Below are 19,873 nucleotides of genomic sequence, written 5' to 3' on the forward strand. Positions count from 1 at the left end.
ACGGAGCGCGTGTCGCCCGGCGCGGGGCGGGTGGCCCTGGACGCGGAGCGGGCGGTGCGGGGATCGGGAGGGGCGCTGCCGCCCGAGGAGTCGGAGGGGGTGGCGCGCGGGCTCGGGCCGGCCTTCGTGCCCGTGCGGGGCGAACCGGCCGACGACACCCTCCCGTCCGGCGGCACCGCCGCCCGGACCGCGCCCTGCCCCGGGTCGCGGCCACCCGTGACGGAGGCCGACGCGGTGGCGGAGGTGTGGCCGTGAGCAGAGCGCGTGCCGGGGTGGTCGGGGCGACGGGTGTCACCGCGTACGTCGAAGGGCCCGGTGGGCCGGAGGGGACGGTGTCCAGCGGGAGCGGGCACCGCCCGGGAGCCGAACCGGGGACGGCGACGGCGTCCCGCGAGGTGCCGCTCTCCGACCGCGTCGAGGGGCTCCTGCTCGGGCTCGCCGCGGGGGATGCCGCCGGCTGGCCCGCCGCCCGGCACCGGGCCGCCCGGATGCCGGAGTGGACGCGCCGGCTCACCCGCGAGCTGGACACCTTCGCCGAGCAGAACGCGACCACCACCCTCCCCGTCCCCATCGCCCTGAACCAGCCCCCGGAGCCGCTGCGCCTCGGCCCCTCGGACGACGCCGAGTGGGCGGCGTTCGCGGCGGAGGCCGTGCTGCGGGCGGGCGACGACAGCGTGCTCGGGGACCTGAGCCGGGACCGCCGGATGCGGGCGGCGATCGACCTGACCTGGAACGCCGTCGCCAGCGAGGTCGCCGCCGCCGCCGACCGCGCCCCCGAGGTGGAGTCCGCGGTGCTGCCGCTGCGGGCCCGCATCTCGGTGCGGGCCGGGCTCGGCAACCTCGCCACCGGTCTGCGCCCACCCGCCACCGGTCACGACAACCCGCACTACTTCGACGACGCCGCCTGCGTACGGGCCTGCGTCCTCGCCGTCGCCCACCCCGGCGCCCCGCGCCCCGCCGCGGACCTCGCCGAGTTCGACGCCCGCTACACCCAGGACGGCGACGGTGTGCACGGCGCGCGGGCCATGGCCGCGGCGCTGGCGTGCGCCCTCGTCGGCGCCGACGTGGACGCCTGTGCGACGGCCGCGCTCGCCGAACTCCCCGAGGCGACGGAGATCGGCCGCAACGCCCGCCAGGCCCTGGCCCTCGCGGCGGACGCCGAGAGCACCTTCGCCCTCGTCCCGCTCCTCGAGCACCGCATCGTCGACCACGTCTACAGCTACGGCATCGCCGCCGCCGAGACCGTCCCGGTCGCCCTGGCCCTGGCCACCGCGGCCCGGGGCCGCATCGCGGAGGCGGTACCGGCGGCGGCCTGTCTGTCCCGGGTCGCGGACTCCGCCCCCGCGCTGGCCGGCGCCCTCACCGGCGCGCTCGGCGGCGGCACGTCGGTGCCCGGGTCCTGGCGGGACGCCTGCCGCACCCTGCCCGGCTGCGTACTGCCCCGGCTCACCGGTACCGACCTGGTCGAACTCGCCGCTCTCCTGCACGCCACGCGACCGTCCCCACCGGAAGGACGAGGCACCGCCCCATGACCCCCACGACCCCCGTCACCCCCCTGCCGCCGGACCACGGCACCACCGCACAGCTCGACGAGCGCGTCACCGGCGCCCTCGTGGGCGCGGCCGTCGGCGACGCGCTCGGCGGCCCCGTCGAGGGCTACTCCCCCGAGCAGATCCTCGAACGCCACGGCGGCCGCGTCCACGGCGTCGTCGGCCCCTGGAGCGGGGACGCCTGGCGCACCGCGCGCCCCCTCGCCCCGTACCACAAGGGCGACGGCCACGTCACCGACGACACCCTGATGACCCATGCGCTGGTCCGGGTCTACGGCACGGTCCGCGACCACCTCGACGCGTACGCGATCGCCGAGCACCTGGTCCCGGACCTGATCGGCAACCCGCGCTGGATCCCGGAGCTGGAGGCCGAGGCGCTCCCGCTCCAGCGGATCTTCCTCGCCGAGAAGTGGCTGGTCGCGCGGCTCCACTACGGCCATGTGGACCCGCGCGAGGCGGGCACCGGCAACATCGTCAACTGCGGTGCCGCGATGTACACGGCCCCGGTCGGCCTGGTCAACGCGGCGAACCCCGCCGCCGCCTACGCCGAGGCCCTGGACATCGCGGGCGCGCACCAGTCGTCGTACGGACGGGAGGCGGCCGGTGTCCTCGCGGCGGCGGTGGCCGCGGCCTGCGTGCCGGGCGCGACCCCCCAGTCGGTGGTGTCCGCCGCGCTGTCCCTGGCCAAGGACGGCACCCGGGCCGCGATCGAGGCCGTGTGCGACGTGGCCGCACGCCACTCGGAGTTCGAGTCGGCGCTCGCACCGCTGCGCGCGGCGGTGGCGCCCTACGACACGGTGGGCCCCGACTACCGCGCGCCCTCGCTCGGCGCCCGCCGCCCCTCGCGCCTGCACTCCATCGAGGAACTGCCCGTCGCCCTCGGCATGCTGCTCGTCTCCGGCGGCGACTTCCGGCACGCGGTCCTCGGCGCCGTCAACTACGGCCGCGACTGCGACTCCATCGCCACGATGGCGGGCGCCCTGGCCGGGGCGCTGGGGTCGCCGGTGCCGGAGGACTGGGCGAAGACCGTCGCGGAGGCGAGCCGCCTGGACCTGTGGGAACCGGCGGCCACGCTCACCGCGGTCGCGCGGGAGGTCTTCGAGCGGGACGTACGGCGCCGCCGCGCCCACGAGGAGGCGTTCGCCGCGATCGGGGGCGCGGGATGCTCCGGCTGACCTGGGTCCAGCCCGAGGACCTGGTCGGCCACGAGCTGCGCCAGGCACGGCTGGACGGCCGCGACGCGTCGGCGGTGGCGGACCGCTGGCGCGCGGCGGGCGGCGGCGAGGCCCCGCCCCGGGCGGGCGCCTCCGACCGGGCCGCCTCCCCCGGCCTCCGCGCCCTGGCCGAGAACCTCCTGGACGAACTGGCCGCCCTGCCCAGTGCCCTGGCCGACTCCGAGCCGACGGAACTCGACCGGATCAGGGCGCTCTGCCCCCACTGGCCGTCGCCGGGCCCCGCCGCACCGGTGTCCCCCGCCCGTCTGGAGGCCGCCTGGCTCGGCCGCGCCGTCGGGTGCCTCCTTGGAAAACCCGTCGAGAAGCTGCCCCTGACCGGCATCCGCCGCCTCGGCCGGGCCGTCGGCAACTGGCCCCCTACCAGGTACTTCACCGCCCGGGGCGTGCCCGACGACGTGCTCGCCGGGTATCCCTGGAACCGCCGCTCCGCGCCCACCTCCCTCGCCGAGAACATCGACGGCATGCCGGAGGACGACGACCTCAACTATCCCCTGCTGGGTCTGAGGCTCCTCCAGCGCCACGGCAGGGGCTTCGGCACGGACGACGTGGCCCGCATCTGGCTCGACGAGCTTCCGGCCGGCCGCGCCTTCACCGCCGAGCGCCTCGCCCTGCGCAACCTCCTCGCCGGCCTCGAACCCCCGGACACCGCCCGCCACCGCAACCCGTTCCGCGAGTGGATCGGCGCCCTGATCCGCGCCGACGTGCACGGCTGGACCAACCCCGGCGACCCGGCCGCCGCCGCCGAGCAGGCGCACCGCGACGCGACCCTCTCCCACACCGCGGGCGGCGTCCACGCGGCGATGTTCGCCGCCGCCGTCATCGCCACCGCCGCCACCGGCACGCACGACGTCCACGCCTGTCTGCGCTCCGGCCTCGCGGTCGTGCCGCCCGGCTCCCGCCTCGCCGGGGCCGTGCGCCACGCCGTGCGGCTCGCGGGCGCGCACGCCGACTTCGACACGGTCGTGGACGAGCTGCACGCCGTGCACTCCCCCGCCCACCACTGGGTGCACGCCGTCCCCAACACCGCTCTGATCGCCGCCGCTCTGACCCACGCGGACGGCGACTTCACCGGTTCCGTCTCGCGGGTCGTGTCGGGCGGCTGGGACACCGACTCCAACGGCGCCACCGTCGGCTCCGTCGCCGGGCTGCTGGCCGGTTCCCCCGCCGCGCTGCCCGCGCACTGGACGGCCCCGCTGAAGAACCGCCTGGCCACCTCCGTCGGCGACTTCGACGGCACCGGCTTCGACACCCTCGCCCACCTCACCCACCGGGAGGCCACCCGCCCATGCCCGAGCCCGACGTCACCTCCGTGACCCCCGTGCCCCCCGGCCCCGCCGCCCCGCTCACCGGCCTGCGCGTCCTCGACCTCGCCACCCTCTTCGCCGGACCGCTCGCCGCCACCATGCTCGGCGACTTCGGCGCCGAGGTGATCAAGGTCGAGCACCCCACCCGGCCCGACCCCTCCCGGGGGCACGGCCCGTCGAAGGACGGCGTGGGCCTGTGGTGGAAGCTGCTGGGCCGCAACAAGCACACGATCACCCTGGACCTGTCGAAACCCGCCGGGCGCACCACCCTGCTCCGGCTCGCCGCCACCGCCGACGTCGTCGTCGAGAACTTCCGGCCGGGCACCCTGGAGAAGTGGGACCTGGGCTGGGACGAGCTGTCCGCCGTCAACCCGCGCCTGGTCCTGACCCGGGTCACCGGCTTCGGCCAGTTCGGGCCCTACGCACGCCGCCCCGGCTTCGGCACCCTCGCCGAGGCCATGAGCGGTTTCGCCGCGATGACCGGCGAGCCGGACGCACCCCCGACGCTGCCGCCCTTCGGCCTCGCCGACTCGATCGCGGCGCTGGCGACGGCGTACGCCGTGATGACGGCGCTCGCGGCCCGGGAGCGCACCGGCGAGGGCCAGGTCGTCGACATGGCGATCATCGAGCCGATCCTGACCGTGCTGGGCCCGCAGCCGATCTGGTACGACCAGCTCGGCCACGTCCAGCCGCGCACCGGCAACCGCTCGCAGAACAACGCCCCGCGCAACACCTACCGCACCGCCGACGGCACCTGGGTCGCCGTCTCCACCTCGGCGCAGTCGGTCGCCGAGCGGGTGATGCGGCTGGTGGGCCGCCCGGAGCTGATCGACGAACCCTGGTTCGCGACGGGTGCCGACCGGGCCCGGCACGCCGAGGTGCTGGACGCGGCCGTCGGCGACTGGATCGCCCGGCACTCCCGCGCCGACGTGCTCGCCGCGTTCGAGAAGGCCGAGGCGGCCGTCGCGCCGGTCCAGGACGTGCGGGACGTGATGGCCGACCCGCAGTACCGGGCGCTCGACACGGTCACGACCGTCGACGATCCGGAGCTGGGCCCGCTGCGCATGCAGAACGTCCTCTTCCGGCTCTCCGCCACCCCGGGCGCGATCCGCTGGGCGGGCCGCCCGCACGGCGCGGACACCGAGGAGGTGCTCACCGGCCTCGGGCTCACCCCGGCGGACGTGAAGGAGTTGCGTGAGGAGGGCGTCGTATGACCGCACCGCCGCTGACCTGGCTGTACGCCCCCGGGGACCGGCCCCGGGTGGTGGCCAAGGCGCTGGCCGCCGGTGCCGACATCGTGGTGGTCGACCTGGAGGACGCGGTCGCCGCCGACCGCAAGGAGTACGCCCGCGACGCCACCGCCGAGCTGCTCCGCGAGCCGCAGCCGGTGCCGGTGCACGTCCGCGTCAACGCCCTGGACGGTCCGCTCGCCGCCGGCGACCTGGCGGCGCTGGCCGCGCTGCCGGGTCTGTCCGGGCTGCGGCTGCCCAAGGTCACGTCGCCGCAGCAGGTCACCGGCGTCGCCGCGGCCACCGGGGGGCCGCCGCTGTACGCCCTGCTGGAGACGGCCCTGGGGGTGGAGCGGGCGTACCGGATCGCCGCCGCGCACCCTGCGCTGCGCGGGATCGCCCTCGGTGAGGCGGACCTGAGAGCCGACCTGGGCGTGCGGGGGGACACCGGCCTGGACTGGTCGCGCTCGCGCGTGGTGGTGGCCGCGCGGGCGGCGGGGCTCGCTCCGCCGTCGCAGACGGTGCATCCGGACACCCGGGACCTGGAGGGGCTGGCGGCGTCCTGCGCCCACGGCCGCGCCCTCGGGTTCCTGGGGCGGGCCGCGATCCACCCGCGCCAGCTGCCGATCATCGAGCGGGCGTACCTGCCCACCGAGCGGGAGCTGGAGGAGGCGGAGACGATCGTCAAGGCGGCCACGGTCCAGCCGGGCGCGCAGGCGCTTCCCGACGGCCGGTTCATCGACGCGGCGGTGGTGGCGACGGCCCGGCGCACCCTGTCGCTGGCCCGGCGGCCGACCCTGTCCTGAGACCGGCCCGGCATACGCCGAGGGCGCCCGGGCGGTCCCGGGCGCCCTCGGCGGCGTACTGGCGGCGGGCGGGGTCAGCCCTTCTTCGCGGAGTCGGCGCCGTCCTTCACGGCCTCGGCGTCCTTCGCGTCCGGCCTGTCCGCCGGGTCGTGCGGGTCCTCGGTGGTCCCGGTCGCCTCGGTGGTGGCGGCGGCCTTGGTGGTCCCGGAGGCCTTGGTGAGGTCGGGGGCATCGCTCTTGCGCACGGGGTCCGCGGCGTTCGCGGGGTCCCCGTCGTCGGTTCCGGCTTCCGCGCCGACGGCCTCCGCGTCCTCCTTCGCTTCCTTCTCCCCTTCGGGCGCGGCGTCACCGGCGGCGGTCTCCGCACCCGGTTCCACCACGGCCTCGCGGCCCGGCCGCTTGCGCGCCGACAGCACGATGTACAGCACGGCGAGCAGGAACACGACGAGCGCGGTCCAGTTGTTCAGGCGCAGGCCGAGGATGTGGTGGGCGTCGTCGACGCGCAGGTACTCGATCCAGAACCGGCCCGCGCAGTACGCCGCCACGTACAGGGCGAAGGCCCGTCCGTGGCCCAGCGTGAAGCGGCGGTCGGCCCAGATGACGAGCAGCGCGACACCGATGCACCACAGCGACTCGTAGAGGAAGGTCGGGTGGTACGTGCCCGGCACCCGTCCGTCGGCCGTCGAGGTGATCTCCACGGCCCACGGCAGGTCGGTCGCCTTGCCGTACAGCTCCTGGTTGAACCAGTTGCCCCAGCGGCCGATGGCCTGCGCGAGGGCGATGCCGGGGGCGACGGCGTCGGCGTACGCGGGCATCGGGACGCCCCGGCGCCGGGCACCGATCCAGGCGCCCACCGCGCCGAAGGCGATCGCGCCCCAGATGCCGAGTCCGCCCTCCCAGATCTTGAAGGCGTCGACCCAGTCACGGCCCTCGCTGAAGTACAGCTGGTAGTCCGTGATCACGTGGTAGAGGCGTCCGCCGATCAGGCCGAAGGGAACGGCCCAGACCGCGATGTCGGCCACCGTGCCCGGCCGCCCGCCCCGGGCGATCCAGCGCCTGTTGCCGAGCCAGACGGCAACGAAGACGCCGATGATGATGCAGAACGCGTAGCCGCGCAGCGGGATGGGACCGAGGTGCAGCACCCCGCGCGACGGGCTGGGAATGAAGGCAAGTTCCATGGCAGGGTCGACGCTACCGTGTCGGACGGGGGGCGCGGCGGGCAGCCCGGCTACGGGTCCGTAACGAGCGGGCGCGCTACTTGTTGGCCTCCTCCACCATCTGCTTCAGCTTGGCCGGGGTCATGGAGCGGTCCTGGTAGATGTTCTTTCCGTCCAGGAGCACGGTCGGGGTGCCGCTGAAGCCGCCGTTCTGGAAGGCCTTGTTGGACTTCTCCACCCAGCTGTTGTGCTTGCCGTTCTTCACGCACTCCTGGAACAGGGTGGTGTCGAGGCCGTCGACCTTGCCGGCCAGGTCGAGGAGCTTGTTCTCGTCGGCGAAGGCGTCGTCGGTCTCCGGCGGCTGGTTGTCGTACAGCACGTCGTGGTACGGGGGGAACTTTCCGGCGTCCTGGGCGCAGGCCGCGGCGTTGGCCGCCTTGCGCGAGCCGGTGCCGCCCATGTTGCCGTCGATGATGGTCGCGAGGTGGTACTCGACCTTGAGCTGCCCGGCGCCGGTCAGCTCGTGGATGGTGTCGCGGTACGCCAGCTCGAAGGCCTTGCAGGCCGGGCAGCGGAAGTCCTCCCAGACGGTGAGCGTCGACTTGGCGCTCTCCTTGCCGACGGGGATCGCGAGTCCGTCCTTGCCCTGCGCCCCGGAGGGTGCCACGACCGGACCCGCCGACTCGCTGCCGTCGTCCTTGCCCGCGTTCGCCGCGACCACGCCGATCACCGCGGCCAGTCCCAGCACGCAGACCACGCTCGCGCCGACGATCAGCGCACGGCGGCGCTTGTCCCTGGACTTCTGCTTCTCGCGCTCGGCCGCCAGCTTCTCGCGGGCGCCGCGCTTTCCCTGTCGGTTCTTCTCGCTCACACCCCGCAGAACGAACCGGGGAGGCGCAACGCGCCTCCCCGGTCCCAGGTCCACCCGTACGAGGGACCTCCGTCCGTGCCCGTCCGTCACGGGCCCGGCGTCACGCCTGTCCGCGCACGCCCTTCGCCAGGTCGGCGGCGAGCGCGCGCACGCCCTCCAGACCGGCCGCGTCGTCGGGCGCGTCCAGCATGCGCTTGACGAACGCCGAGCCGACGATCACGCCGTCGGCGAACCGGGCGACCTCGGCGGCCTGGCCGGCGTTGGAGACGCCGAGGCCGACGCAGACCGGGATGTCCGTGGTGGCGCGGGTGCGCCGTACCAAGTCCTCGGCCTGCGCCCCGACCGACTCGCGGGTGCCGGTGACGCCCATGAGGGAGGCGGCGTAGACGAAGCCGCTGCCGACCGCGGTGATCTCGGCGAGCCGCGCGTCCTTGCTGCTGGGCGCGACCACGAAGACCGTGGCGAGCCCGTGCTTGTCGGCGTGCTCCCGCCACAGCGCCGACTCCTGGACCGGCAGGTCGGGCAGGATGCACCCGGCGCCGCCCGCCTCGGCCAGCTCGGCGGTGAAGCGCTCCACGCCGTAGCGGTCGATCGGGTTCCAGTACGTCATGACGAGGATCGGCTTGCCGGTGGCCTCGTGCGCCTCGCGGACCGTGCGCATCACGTCGGCGATCCTCACGCCGCCGCGCAGGGCGATGTCGTCGGCGGTCTGGATCACCGGGCCGTCGAGCACCGGGTCACTGTGCGGCAGGCCCACCTCGACGACGTCGGCGCCGCCGTCGAGCGCGGCCTTGACCGCCTCGACGCCGCCCTCGACGGTCGGGAACCCGGCCGGCAGGTAGGCGATCAGGGCGGCGCGGCCCTCGGACCTGGCGGCCGCGAGGGTCTCGCTCAGCAGCTGTACGTTCCCGCTCACTTGGCGTCCCCCTCGATCTCCGCGGCGCCGGCCTCGTCGGCGGCGACCTCGGCGTCGGTGTCGTACAGCCCGAAGTAGCGGGCGGCGGTGTCCATGTCCTTGTCGCCGCGGCCGGACAGGTTGACCACGATCAGCCCGTCCTTGCCCAGCTCCCTGCCGACCTCCAGGGCGCCGGCCAGCGCGTGGGCGCTCTCGATGGCCGGGATGATGCCCTCGGTGCGCGACAGCAGGCGCAGGGCCTGCATCGCGGCGTCGTCGGTGACCGCGCGGTACTCGCCGCGGCCGGAGTCCTTGAGGTAGGCGTGCTCGGGGCCGATACCGGGGTAGTCCAGGCCGGCCGAGATCGAGTAGGGCTCGGTGATCTGGCCCTCGTCGTCCTGGAGGACGTAGGACCGGGAGCCGTGCAGGATGCCGGGCTCGCCCGCGGTGAGGGTGGCCGCGTGCTCGCCGGTCTCGACGCCGTGCCCGGCGGGCTCGCAGCCGATGAGGCGGACGCCCGCGTCGGGGATGAAGGCGTGGAAGAGGCCGATGGCGTTGGAGCCGCCGCCGACGCAGGCGATCGCGGCGTCGGGCAGGCGTCCGGCCTGCTCCAGGAGCTGGCGGCGGGCCTCGACGCCGATGACGCGGTGGAAGTCGCGGACCATCGCCGGGAAGGGGTGGGGCCCGGCGACGGTGCCGAACAGGTAGTGGGTGCGGTCGACGTTGGCGACCCAGTCGCGGAACGCCTCGTTGATCGCGTCCTTCAGCGTGCGGCTGCCCGACTTCACGGCGATGACCTCGGCGCCGAGCATGCGCATGCGGGCCACGTTGAGCGCCTGGCGCCGGGTGTCGATCTCACCCATGTAGATGGTGCAGTCGAGGCCGAAGAGGGCGCAGGCGGTCGCCGTCGCCACGCCGTGCTGGCCGGCGCCGGTCTCGGCGATCACGCGGGTCTTGCCCATGCGCTTGGTGAGCAGGGCCTGGCCGAGCACGTTGTTGATCTTGTGCGAGCCGGTGTGGTTCAGGTCCTCGCGCTTGAGGAAGATCCTGGCTCCGCCGGCCTCGGCGGCGAAGCGGGGGACCTCGGTGAGGGACGAGGGGCGGCCGGTGTAGTGGACGAGGAGGTCGTCCAGCTCGCGGGCGAACTCGGGGTCCGACTTGGCCTTGTCGTACTCGACGGCGACCTCGTCGACCGCCGCGACGAGGGCCTCGGGGATGAACTTGCCCCCGAAGGCGCCGAAGTAGCCCTCGGCGGAGGGGACTTGCCCCTCCGGGTCGGGGATGAAGAAGTTGCTGGGCATGCGGGTACCTCACGGTGAGTGTCCGATGTGACTGATCGCCGTGGGGCGGGGACCCGTCCGTCGGCCGCGAGCCGGGTGTGGTTGCTCGCGCCCGCGCGACAAAGTCGCGCGCTCAGGACGGCCCCGCGCCCCTTACGGGGCGCTCGAGCCATCGCATGCCGTTGACCTGGCCCGGTTCGTCTCCGATGACGTACCGCACCCGGCGGCCGTGCACCCGGCGCGCGGGCGCGCGGCAGCCTCGGGGCCGGCAGCCGCGCGCGAGGCGGGCGTACGGGTCCCGGGGGGCCGGGTGGAGTGCGGGTGTCATCGGGGTCAGCCTACCGGCGGGTCAGCCCCGGCCGTGGCGGAGTGCGGGGTGCTCGCCCGCGGCCACCAGGTCGGAGACGGCCGTCTTCGGGTCGCGGCCGGTGACCAGGGACTCGCCGACCAGGACGGCGTCGGCGCCCTCGTTGGCGTAGGCGATCAGGTCGTGCGGGCCGCGGACGCCGGACTCGGCGACCTTGACGATGTGCGCGGGGATCTCCGGGGCGACCCGTTCGAACGTGCCCCGGTCGACCTCGAGCGTCTTCAGGTTGCGCGCGTTGACGCCGATGACCTTGGCGCCCGCGTCCACCGCGCGCTCGACCTCGTCCTCGTCGTGCACCTCGACCAGCGGGGTGAGTCCGATGGACTCGGCGCGCTCGATCAGCGACTCCAGGGCCGGCTGTTCGAGGGCCGCGACGATCAGCAGGACGAGGTCGGCGCCGTGGGCGCGGGCCTCCCACAGCTGGTACGAGGTGACGATGAAGTCCTTGCGCAGCACCGGGATGTCCACGCGCGCGCGGACCGCGTCCAGGTCGGCCAGCGAGCCGCCGAAGCGGCGCTCCTCGGTGAGGACGGAGATGACGGCGGCGCCGCCCGCCTCGTAGTCGGCGGCGAGACCGGCCGGGTCGGCGATGGCCGCGAGCGCGCCCTTGGAGGGGCTGGAGCGCTTGACCTCGCAGATGACCTTGACGCCGTCGCCGCGCAGCGCGGACACGCCGTCCTTGGCGGGGCGGGCCTTGGCCGCGCGCTCCTTGAGCTCGTCGAGGCCGACGCGCGCCTGCCGCTCCGCGAGGTCGGCACGGACTCCGTCGATGATCTCGTCGAGCACACTCACGCGAGGGGCCCCTTTCAGACGGCAAAACCTGTGGTCACTGTGATGGTATCCGGAGCCGGGCACCGGTCCCGCATCCGGCCTTCACCGGTCCCACTACCTGGACGCCCAGCAAATGATCAAGGGAGGAGCCAGCCGCCGAACGGCAGGTTCCGGACAACGGTGAAGACCAGCAGCAACGTCCCCAGCGTCCACAGGTGCGCCGGGCCGAGGTCGACGCGCACCGGACGGCCCCGGGCCGCGCGGATCACCCAGACGGTCCACAGGACGGCGAAGCCCAGGTAGGCGAGGACGGCGGGCGCGTTGGCGTGCAGCGCGGCGGTCAGGTCGCCGTGGACGAAGGAGTGGGCGCTGCGCAGGCCGCCGCAGCCGGGGCAGTAGACGCCGGTGAAACGCAGCAGGGGGCAGACGGGGTAGTGGCCGGGCTCGTAGGGGTCCACGCTCCCCACGTAGGCGAAGGCCCCGGCGACGGCCGCGAGCACTCCGACCGGGACGGCCAGGCGCAGGACCGTGCCGCGGGGCCGGAGGGTGCCGGTCCGGATGGGTTTCCCGCTCTCGACGTCCACGCCCGCATTCTGCCCCCGGCCGCCCCCGCGCGCACGTGAGGGGCGGTCCCCGGCACTCCTGTGCCGGTCCGCCCCTCAGGAGGTCCGTGACCGCCGTGCCCGGTGGTCAGCCCTTGGCGCCGGCCTGCGCGCGCTCGCCGCTGACCTGGTGCACGGAGTGGTTCTGCTTCGGCTGGCCGAGGCCCATCATCTTCATGATGTAGCCGACGACACCGCCGAGGAGCACGACCGCCATGCCGGCCCAGAAGCCCCACGGCTGGGCGGCCACCATGAACAGGCCCGCGATGCAGAAACCGATGAAGGCGATGATGACACCGGTCCAGGCGGCCGGGGTGTGACCGTGGCTGCTGCCCGCCATTGCTTGCTCCTCGTTGCTGTGTGCCATGTCTGAGCAGGATGCTCGCAGCCATTGTCCCGCATGGGGGCACGCGCCGTGAGCGGGGGTGCTCCTGCGGGTGAACGCGGCCCCGGAGACGGTCAGGCGCTGGTGGGGTCCTCGCCGCGGTCGATGGCCTTCCACAGGTCCTCGGGGCGGTCCGGGTCGACGGTCTGCGGCCTGCGGCGCGGGCGCGGGGTGCCGTCGCGCTCGTAGCGGCCGGACATCGCGGGCCACCGGCTGCCGTAGCGCAGCGCGAGCAGTCCGGCCACCAGGAGCAGCGCGCCGCCCACGGCCGCGACGTACGGCCAGGCGGTGTGGGTGAGCGCGTCGACGGTGGCCGAGGTGTCACCTGCCGCCTTCGCGGCCTGGTCGTCCAGGGCCGAGTTGTCAAAGGCGCCCACCAGGGCGGCGGCGATGGTGCCCGCGCCGCTGAGCGCGAGCACGGCGGCGACGGCGAAGCGGCCGGCGCGGCGGACGGCGAAGACGGCGACGAGCGAGGCGAGGCCGACTATGGCGAGCGCCGCGGGCACACCCGTGACGTCGCTGCCCTTGGCGGTCAGCGAGAACGCGCCGCCGGCCACCGTCGCGGTGCCCTGCGCCCAGTCCTGCCGGGTGGCGAGCAGGGCGACGGCGGCGCCGAGCGCGCCGCACAGCAGGGCGACGGCGAGGCTCCGGCGGCCGGCCCGGGCGGGTCCTGCGGCTGGGGTACGGGGGTGAGGAACGGCTGTCACGTACTCCACTATCACCCGAACCCCGGGCGAACCGTCACCCGGGGTTCCCCTTGGGAGCGTGAGAAGCGCCCCACCGGTCCGACCGGTCGGCCCTATCGCGCCAGCCGGTTGGCCGTGTGCACGGCGCGCAGCACGGCCGCCGCCTTGTTGCGGCACTCGGTGTCCTCGGCGACCGGGTCGGAGTCGGCGACGACGCCGGCGCCCGCCTGGACGTAGGCGGTGCCGTCGCGCAGCAGTGCCGTGCGGATGGCGATGGCGGTGTCGGAGTCGCCCGCGAAGTCGAGGTAGCCGACGCAGCCGCCGTACAGGCCGCGCCGGGAGGGTTCGAGTTCGTCGATGATCTGCAGGGCGCGCGGCTTGGGCGCGCCGGAGAGAGTGCCGGCCGGGAAGCAGGCGGTGAGGACGTCGAAGGCGGTGCGGTCCGGCGCGACCCGTCCGGTGACCGTCGAGACGATGTGCATGACGTGCGAGTACCGCTCGACGGACATGAAGTCGACGACCTCGACGGAGCCGGGTTCGCAGACGCGTCCCAGGTCGTTGCGGCCGAGGTCGACGAGCATCAGGTGCTCGGCGCGCTCCTTGGGGTCGGCGAGCAACTCGTCGGCGAGGGCCTGGTCCTCCTGCGGCGTGGCGCCGCGCGGGCGGGTGCCGGCGATGGGGTGCACCAGGGCGCGCCCGTCCTCGACCTTGACCAGCGCCTCGGGGGACGAGCCGACGACGTCGAAGCCGTCGAGGCGGAGCAGGTACATGTACGGGGAGGGGTTGGTGGCCCGCAGCACCCGGTACACGTCGAGCGCGCTCGCGGTGCAGGGGGTCTCGAACCGCTGCGAGGGGACGACCTGGAAGGCCTCGCCCGCGCGGATGCGCTCCTTGATGTCCTCGACGGCGTCCTGGAAGTCGGGGCCGCCCCACAGCGCGGTGTACTCGGGCAGCTCGGAGGGCGGCAGCGCGGCCGGGGGCTGGGCGACGGCGCGCGTGAGGTCGGCCTCCATGGCGTCCAGGCGGGCGATCGCGTCGGCGTAGGCCTCGTCGACGCCGCTGTCCAGGTCGTTGTGGTTGATCGCGTTGGCGATCAGCAGGACCGAGCCCTCCCAGTGGTCCATGACGGCGAGGTCGCTGGTGAGCAGCATGGTCAGCTCGGGGAGCTTCAGGTCGTCGCGCTCCCCCGGGCCGACCTTCTCCAGGCGGCGCACGATGTCGTAGCCGAGGTAGCCGACCAGACCGCCGGTGAAGGGCGGCAGGCCCAGATCGTGGGCGAGGTCGCGCGGGGTGTGCAGGGCCTCGACGGTGGCGCGCAGGGCGGCGAGCGGGTCGCCGTCGGTGGGGACGCCGACGGGCGGGGTGCCCTGCCAGTGCGCCTGGCCGTCCTTCTCGGTGAGGGTGGCGGCGCTGCGCACGCCGACGAAGGAGTACCGGGACCAGGATCGTCCGTTCTCCGCGGACTCCAGCAGGAAGGTGCCGGGGCGCTCGGCGGCGAGCTTGCGGTACAGGGCCACGGGGGTGTCGCCGTCGGCGAGGAGCTTGCGGCTGACCGGGATCACCCGGCGGTCGGCGGCGAGCTTGCGGAAGGTGTCGAGGTCCATGTCATGCGTGACGTCCATGGCGGCAGACCCTACTGATCCGCGCCGGGCGCGCCGGTGCGGGCGGCGTCCGGGGCGGTTTCGGCGTCTTCGGCGTCTTCGGCGTCTTCGGCGTTCTCGGCGAGCAGCACGTCGGTGTCGAAGCAGGTGCGGGTGCCGGTGTGGCAGGCGGCGCCCACCTGGTCGACCTTGACGAGCACGGTGTCGGCGTCGCAGTCCAGGGCGACGGACTTCACCCACTGGAAGTGCCCGGAGGTGTCGCCCTTGACCCAGTACTCCTGCCGGCTGCGCGACCAGTAGGTGCAGCGGCCGGTCGTCAGCGTGCGGTGCAGGGCCTCGTCGTCCATCCAGCCGAGCATCAGCACCTCGCCGGTGTCGTACTGCTGGGCGATGGCGGGCAGGAGGCCGTCGGCGCTGCGCTTGAGCCGGTCGGCGATCTCGGGGGCGAGCGGGCCGGGCCGCCCGGAGCCGCCGCTGGTGGGGGAGCTGCTGGTCATGCGCCCATTGTGCCGCGCGGGACGGACACGCCCCCGGGATGTCCATTGGGCGGACCCGCCCGCCCGCCGTAGGCTGACTCCATGTCGACTTTCGCCAAGCGTGAACGACTTCTGCTCGCCGATCTGTTGGAGACGGCGGGTCCGGACGCCCCGACGCTGTGCGAGGGCTGGCGGACCCGTGACCTGGCCGCGCACGTGGTGGTGCGCGAACGGCGTCCGGACGCGGCCGGGGGCGCCCTGATCAAGCCGCTGGAGTCCCGCCTCCACCGGGTGCGGGAGGAGTACGGCGCGAAGCCGTACGAGGAGCTGCTCCAGCTGATCCGCACCGGCCCGCCCCGCTTCTCCCCCTTCCAGCTCAAGCAGGTCGACGAGGCGGCGAACACGGTGGAGTTCTACGTCCACGCCGAGGACGTCCGCCGGGCCCAGCCGGACTGGTCGCCGCGCGAGCTGGACCCGGTCTTCCAGGACGCCCTGTGGTCCCGTCTGGAGCGGGCTGCCCGGCTGATGGGCCGCGGCATCCCGACGGGCCTGGTGCTGCGCCGTCCGAACGGCCAGACGACGGTCGCCCACCGGGGCACGCCGGTGGTGACGGCCACGGGCGAGCCGTCCGAGCTGCTGCTGTTCGCCTACGGCCGGCAGGACGCCGCCAAGGTGGGGCTGGAGGGCGAGGAGAACGCGATCGCCAAGCTGCGGGAGACGAAGCAGCTGGGCATCTGACCTCTGCCGCTCACTTCGGCAGCTCGGCCCTGCGCACGCCCGGCGCGCACAGGGCGAGGACCCGCCCACGACGGAGGACAGGCGGACGGCGAGGCCGCGCATGCCCTGGACGCGGGCGAGCTGGTCCTTGGTGGTGATGCGGGCGGGGAGGGCTCCGACGGCGGGCATGAAAAGGGCGTCCACCGCACCGAAGACGAGGGCGAGCAGGGCCAGGAGCCACAGTCCCGGACCGGTGGCGAAGAGCAGCGCGGCCACCGCGAGGACCGCCGCGCACCGTACGGCGTCGCTGCCTATGACGACCTTGCGCGGTCCCAGCCGGTCGACGACCACTCCCCCGCCGAGCATGAGCAGCGCACGCGGCACCGCGCTCACGGCCGTGACGATCCCGGCCTCGGCGGGACTGCCCTGCCGCACGGCGGCCCAGGACAGCGCGAGGAAGAAGACGCTGTCACCGAGCATCGACGCGGTGTAGGCCCCGACCCAGCGCAGGACGTTGCCGTCCCGGTGGGCGGGGCGAGCGGGACTGGGGCCGGCCTGCCGGTCGGCTATGTCGGTGAGGTCGGACACCTGGTCAGGCAGCCCAGTCGCGCAGCAGGCGGGCGGTTTCATTGAGGTCGGCCTCGTCGCTGCGGATGTCGGAGACGAGTTTGGCCCAGTCGCCGGGTCGCGGGTCGACCGGTGTTCCGCATGCCTCCATGTACGCCCGAACACAGCCGATGCCGATCGACGCGTTGTAGTCCGTGAACGGGCGGAGCCTCAGCGCGGTGTGCAGGAACGTGGCCGCTCGAGCCGGGATCTCCTCGTAATAGGGCTCTCCCGCGACACGCTCGTACCGATGCCTCTCAGCCATGCAGTGAAGGGCGCCCCAGTCCCTGATGGGCGTGTTCGGCGGTGAGACTTCCACCTGCACGCAGAGGACCCAGCCAGCGTCGACGTAGAGCGTCACCGCAATCCCGCCGGGAAGCGCTCTTCGAAGTCGGCCATGATCTCGCGGGCGTACTTCGACGCCCCCTCCACGAACCGCTGCTTCTGCCGTCGACGCACCACGTCCTCGGTCAGTATGTCGTGCGCGAGACGCTTGATCGCGACGCCCTGCTCCTTGGCCTCGGCACGCAGCTCGGCCAGCTCTTCCTCGGTGAACTCAATCGTGATCCCAGGCATATGAGCACCTTAGCGGGGCCGCCACCGGGACCACTACCACGTTCACTACCGAGGGCGACCTCTCGAACTACCGAACGGGATGGCCCGCCTCGCGCAGGGCGGATTTCACCTCGCCGATCCGCAGGTCGCCGAAGTGGAAGACGGACGCCGCCAGGACCGCGTCCGCGCCCGCCTCGACGGCGGGGGCGAAGTGGGCGAGGCTGCCCGCGCCGCCCGAGGCGATCACGGGGACGGTCACGTGCCCCCGGACCGCCGCCAGCATCTCCAGGTCGTAGCCGTCCTTGGTGCCGTCCGCGTCCATCGAGTTGAGCAGGATCTCCCCCGCGCCCAGCTCGGCGGCCCGGTGGGCCCACTCGACCGCGTCGACACCGGTGCCGCGCCGGCCGCCGTGGGTGGTCACCTCGAAGGTGCCCGCCTCGGTGCGGCGGGCGTCGACCGACAGCACGAGGACCTGGCGGCCGAACCGCTCGGCGATCTCACGGATCAGGTCGGCTCGGGCGATGGCGGCGGTGTTCACGCCCACCTTGTCCGCTCCGGCCCGCAGCAGCTTGTCCACGTCCTCGACGGTGCGCACCCCGCCGCCTACGGTCAGCGGGATGAACACCTGCTCGGCGGTGCGGCGCACCACGTCGTAGGTCGTCTCGCGGTCGCCCGACGAGGCGGTGATGTCCAGGAACGTCAGCTCGTCGGCGCCCTCGGCGTCGTACACCTTGGCCATCTCGACGGGGTCGCCCGCGTCGCGCAGGTTCTGGAAGTTGACGCCCTTGACGACCCGGCCGCCGTCCACGTCCAGGCAGGGGATGACTCGGACCGCCAGGGTCATGAATCCACGGCTCCTCTATACGCTTCCACTTCGACTGACACCAGCACCCGCGAGTCGATGAAGCCCTGCACGACCAGCAGGGTCGTAACCGGGCGCACGGAGTCGAACAACTCCTTGTGGGCGCGGCCCACCGCATCGACATCGCGGGAATGTGCCAGACACACACGGGTCCGGATCACGGACTCGATGCCGAGTCCGAACTCGGCAAGGGCCTCGACGGCCGTGCCGAAGGCCACCTTCGTCTGCTCGTACGGGTCGCCCTCGCCGTAGAGCATGTCGCCCTTGAAGGCGGTGGTGCCCGCCACGACGACACGGTCGCCCGCCGCCACGGCGCGTGCGAAACCGAAGGACTCTTCCCATGGACTTCCGCTCTGCACGCGCCGTACGGCTTCGGACGTCATGTCGACACAGCCTCCAGGGCCTCTTCCAGGGTGAACGACTTTGCGTAGAGGGCTTTCCCGACGATGGCCCCCTCGACACCGTCCGGGACGAGCCCGGCGATCGCGCGCAGGTCGTCCAGGGAGGACACGCCGCCCGACGCCACGACCGGGCGGTCGGTGGCCGCGCAGACGTTCTTCAGGAGCTCCAGGTTGGGGCCCTGGAGGGTGCCGTCCTTGGCGATGTCGGTGACGACGTACCGGGCGCAGCCCTCCTTGTTCAGGCGGTCCAGCGTCTCGTAGAGGTCGCCGCCGTCACGCGTCCAGCCCCGGCCCCGCAGCGTGGTGCCCCGTACGTCCAGGCCGACCGCGATCCTGTCGCCGTGCTCGGCGATGACCTTGGCGACCCACTCCGGGGTCTCCAGGGCGGCGGTGCCCAGGTTCACCCGGGTGCAGCCGGTGGCGAGGGCCGCGGCGAGGGTGTCGTCGTCGCGGATGCCGCCGGACAGCTCCACCTTGATGTCCATCGCCTGGGCCACCTCGGCGATCAGCGCGCGGTTGTCCCCGGTGCCGAACGCGGCGTCCAGGTCCACCAGGTGCAGCCACTCGGCGCCGGAGCGCTGCCAGGCGAGGGCGGCCTCCAGCGGGGAGCCGTAGGAGGTCTCGGTGCCGGACTCGCCGTGCACCAGGCGGACGGCCTGGCCGTCGCGGACGTCGACGGCGGGGAGGAGTTCGAGCTTGCTCATCTCTACAGGGTCTCGATCCAGTTGGTGAGGAGCTGGGCTCCGGCGTCGCCGGACTTCTCGGGGTGGAACTGCGTGGCCCACAGCGCGCCGTTCTCCACGGCGGCCACGAAGGGCTTGCCGTGTGTGGACCAGGTGACCCTGGGCTCGGCGATCAGCGGGTTGTGCGTCTCCTGCGTCCACTCGTGGACGGCGTAGGAGTGCACGAAGTAGAAGCGGGCGTCCGCGTCCAGGCCCGCGAAGAGCTGGGAGTCGGCCGGTGCCTCCACCGTGTTCCAGCCCATGTGGGGCACGACGTCGGCCTGGAGCGGTCCGACCGTGCCGGGCCACTCGTCGAGGCCCGCGGCCTCCACGTCGTGCTCGATGCCGCGCGAGAAGAGGATCTGCATGCCGACGCAGATGCCCATGACCGGGCGTCCGCCCGACAGCCGCCGGTCGACGATCCAGTCGCCGCGGGCGGCCTTGAGGCCGTCCATGCAGGCGGCGAAGGCGCCGACACCGGGGACCAGGAGCCCGTCGGCGTTCATGGCCCTGTCGTAGTCGCGGGTGATCTCGACGTCGGCTCCCGCGCGCGCGAGGGCACGCTCGGCGGAACGGACGTTGCCGAAGCCGTAGTCGAAGACGACGACCTTCTTGGCGGCGGCGGTGGTCAACTCCAGACCCCCAGCCTCAGGACTCCGGCGAGCAGACACATGCCGGCGCCGATGGAGAGCAGCACGATCAGGCCCCTGGGCATCTGCTGCTTGGCGAAGGAGTAGATGCCGCCGGCCAGGAAGAGGCCGACGACGATCAGTGCGGTGGACGTACCGTTCATCG

General features: G+C 73.8%; 24 protein-coding genes and 1 pseudogene. 6 read left to right on the forward strand and 19 right to left on the reverse strand.

Annotation, left to right across the window (positions count from 1 at the left end; all coding sequences use genetic code 11):
- The first annotated feature begins 251 nt into the window (after positions 1-251).
- From IE94_RS0119515 to IE94_RS0119535, 5 genes are read left to right on the forward strand one after another with little or no spacing between them, the layout of a single operon-like run.
- A complete protein-coding gene (locus tag IE94_RS0119515) occupies positions 252-1,532 on the forward strand; it encodes an ADP-ribosylglycohydrolase family protein (protein ID WP_030185988.1) in 1,281 nt (426 codons plus the stop codon).
- Entirely contained in the window at positions 1,529-2,725 is a 1,197-nt protein-coding gene (locus IE94_RS0119520; protein WP_030185990.1) for an ADP-ribosylglycohydrolase family protein, read from the forward strand. The genes IE94_RS0119515 and IE94_RS0119520 overlap by 4 nt, the downstream gene beginning before the upstream one ends.
- Positions 2,713-4,098: an ADP-ribosylglycohydrolase family protein gene (locus tag IE94_RS0119525; protein WP_030185993.1), complete on the forward strand. Its 1,386-nt coding sequence runs from the start codon at positions 2,713-2,715 to the stop codon at positions 4,096-4,098. The genes IE94_RS0119520 and IE94_RS0119525 overlap by 13 nt, the downstream gene beginning before the upstream one ends.
- Positions 4,071-5,303, forward strand: coding sequence for a CaiB/BaiF CoA transferase family protein (locus tag IE94_RS0119530; RefSeq protein ID WP_030185995.1), 1,233 nt, complete (start codon positions 4,071-4,073; stop codon positions 5,301-5,303). The genes IE94_RS0119525 and IE94_RS0119530 overlap by 28 nt, the downstream gene beginning before the upstream one ends.
- A complete protein-coding gene (locus IE94_RS0119535; protein ID WP_030185996.1) occupies positions 5,300-6,124 on the forward strand; it encodes an HpcH/HpaI aldolase/citrate lyase family protein in 825 nt (274 codons plus the stop codon). Before IE94_RS0119530 ends, IE94_RS0119535 begins: the two co-directional genes overlap by 4 nt.
- Before the next feature lie 74 nt (positions 6,125-6,198).
- Here the strand turns inward: IE94_RS0119535 and lgt are convergent, their stop codons facing one another.
- The 11 genes from lgt to hisI all read right to left on the reverse strand — a co-directional run bounded on the left by lgt (position 6,199) and on the right by hisI (position 15,236).
- The gene (lgt, locus tag IE94_RS0119540; protein WP_030185997.1) at positions 6,199-7,302 is read right to left on the reverse strand and encodes a prolipoprotein diacylglyceryl transferase; all 1,104 of its coding nucleotides are present in this window, start codon (positions 7,300-7,302) and stop codon (positions 6,199-6,201) included.
- 76 nt (positions 7,303-7,378) lie between these two features.
- Complete coding sequence (locus IE94_RS0119545; RefSeq protein ID WP_030185999.1) at positions 7,379-8,152, reverse strand: DsbA family protein; 774 nt, start codon at positions 8,150-8,152, stop codon at positions 7,379-7,381.
- A gap of 100 nt (positions 8,153-8,252) precedes the next feature.
- Complete coding sequence (gene trpA / locus IE94_RS0119550; RefSeq protein WP_030186002.1) at positions 8,253-9,068, reverse strand: tryptophan synthase subunit alpha; 816 nt, start codon at positions 9,066-9,068, stop codon at positions 8,253-8,255.
- Positions 9,065-10,348 carry a tryptophan synthase subunit beta gene (trpB, locus tag IE94_RS0119555; protein WP_030186004.1) on the reverse strand — a complete coding sequence of 428 codons (1,284 nt, stop codon included), beginning with the start codon at positions 10,346-10,348 and terminating at the stop codon, positions 9,065-9,067. Before trpB ends, trpA begins: the two co-directional genes overlap by 4 nt.
- Before the next feature lie 112 nt (positions 10,349-10,460).
- Positions 10,461-10,655: a tryptophan biosynthesis modulator TrpM gene (trpM, locus tag IE94_RS41890; protein WP_037922993.1), complete on the reverse strand. Its 195-nt coding sequence runs from the start codon at positions 10,653-10,655 to the stop codon at positions 10,461-10,463.
- Between the two features lie 21 nt (positions 10,656-10,676).
- The gene (gene trpC / locus IE94_RS0119560; protein ID WP_030186006.1) at positions 10,677-11,486 is read right to left on the reverse strand and encodes an indole-3-glycerol phosphate synthase TrpC; all 810 of its coding nucleotides are present in this window, start codon (positions 11,484-11,486) and stop codon (positions 10,677-10,679) included.
- 116 nt (positions 11,487-11,602) lie between these two features.
- Entirely contained in the window at positions 11,603-12,049 is a 447-nt protein-coding gene (locus IE94_RS0119565; RefSeq protein WP_030186007.1) for a DUF2752 domain-containing protein, read from the reverse strand.
- 106 nt (positions 12,050-12,155) lie between these two features.
- Positions 12,156-12,407 (reverse strand): HGxxPAAW family protein, encoded by a 252-nt coding sequence (locus IE94_RS0119570; RefSeq protein WP_030186009.1) that lies wholly within the window; start codon positions 12,405-12,407, stop codon positions 12,156-12,158.
- A gap of 119 nt (positions 12,408-12,526) precedes the next feature.
- Complete coding sequence (locus IE94_RS0119575; protein ID WP_030186012.1) at positions 12,527-13,168, reverse strand: TIGR02234 family membrane protein; 642 nt, start codon at positions 13,166-13,168, stop codon at positions 12,527-12,529.
- A gap of 83 nt (positions 13,169-13,251) precedes the next feature.
- Positions 13,252-14,742: an anthranilate synthase component I gene (locus tag IE94_RS0119580; protein WP_030186014.1), complete on the reverse strand. Its 1,491-nt coding sequence runs from the start codon at positions 14,740-14,742 to the stop codon at positions 13,252-13,254.
- A gap of 29 nt (positions 14,743-14,771) precedes the next feature.
- On the reverse strand, positions 14,772-15,236 hold the full coding sequence (gene hisI, locus IE94_RS0119585; RefSeq protein WP_051777555.1) for a phosphoribosyl-AMP cyclohydrolase: 465 nt from the start codon (positions 15,234-15,236) through the stop codon (positions 14,772-14,774).
- Positions 15,237-15,317: 81 nt separating this feature from the next.
- Here hisI and IE94_RS0119590 point away from each other — a divergent pair, with 81 nt between their 5' ends.
- Positions 15,318-15,953 carry a TIGR03085 family metal-binding protein gene (locus IE94_RS0119590; RefSeq protein ID WP_030186019.1) on the forward strand — a complete coding sequence of 212 codons (636 nt, stop codon included), beginning with the start codon at positions 15,318-15,320 and terminating at the stop codon, positions 15,951-15,953.
- Positions 15,954-16,016: 63 nt separating this feature from the next.
- On the opposite strand, the pseudogene IE94_RS38190 reads toward IE94_RS0119590, so the two are convergent.
- The 8 genes and pseudogenes from IE94_RS38190 to IE94_RS40405 all read right to left on the reverse strand — a co-directional run.
- A pseudogene (locus IE94_RS38190) lies at positions 16,017-16,412 on the reverse strand (MFS transporter); the annotation flags it as partial.
- A 112-nt stretch (positions 16,413-16,524) separates the two neighbouring features.
- Positions 16,525-16,803: a hypothetical protein gene (locus IE94_RS0119600; RefSeq protein ID WP_245235283.1), complete on the reverse strand. Its 279-nt coding sequence runs from the start codon at positions 16,801-16,803 to the stop codon at positions 16,525-16,527.
- Between the two features lie 92 nt (positions 16,804-16,895).
- A complete protein-coding gene (locus IE94_RS0119605) occupies positions 16,896-17,114 on the reverse strand; it encodes a hypothetical protein (RefSeq protein WP_030186025.1) in 219 nt (72 codons plus the stop codon).
- Between the two features lie 67 nt (positions 17,115-17,181).
- A complete protein-coding gene (gene hisF / locus IE94_RS0119610) occupies positions 17,182-17,937 on the reverse strand; it encodes an imidazole glycerol phosphate synthase subunit HisF (protein ID WP_030186028.1) in 756 nt (251 codons plus the stop codon).
- Positions 17,934-18,338, reverse strand: a complete 405-nt coding sequence (locus IE94_RS0119615; protein WP_030186030.1) for a RidA family protein — start codon at positions 18,336-18,338, stop codon at positions 17,934-17,936. Before IE94_RS0119615 ends, hisF begins: the two co-directional genes overlap by 4 nt.
- The gene (priA, locus tag IE94_RS0119620) at positions 18,335-19,060 is read right to left on the reverse strand and encodes a bifunctional 1-(5-phosphoribosyl)-5-((5-phosphoribosylamino)methylideneamino)imidazole-4-carboxamide isomerase/phosphoribosylanthranilate isomerase PriA (RefSeq protein ID WP_030186032.1); all 726 of its coding nucleotides are present in this window, start codon (positions 19,058-19,060) and stop codon (positions 18,335-18,337) included. The genes IE94_RS0119615 and priA overlap by 4 nt, the downstream gene beginning before the upstream one ends.
- Before the next feature lie 2 nt (positions 19,061-19,062).
- Entirely contained in the window at positions 19,063-19,716 is a 654-nt protein-coding gene (gene hisH, locus IE94_RS0119625; RefSeq protein WP_037922997.1) for an imidazole glycerol phosphate synthase subunit HisH, read from the reverse strand.
- Complete coding sequence (locus IE94_RS40405) at positions 19,707-19,871, reverse strand: hypothetical protein (RefSeq protein ID WP_030186037.1); 165 nt, start codon at positions 19,869-19,871, stop codon at positions 19,707-19,709. The genes hisH and IE94_RS40405 overlap by 10 nt, the downstream gene beginning before the upstream one ends.
- Between the last annotated feature and the right edge of the window lie 2 nt (positions 19,872-19,873).

This window comes from Streptomyces violaceorubidus, assembly GCF_000717995.1.
GTDB classification, from domain to species: domain Bacteria; phylum Actinomycetota; class Actinomycetes; order Streptomycetales; family Streptomycetaceae; genus Streptomyces; species Streptomyces violaceorubidus.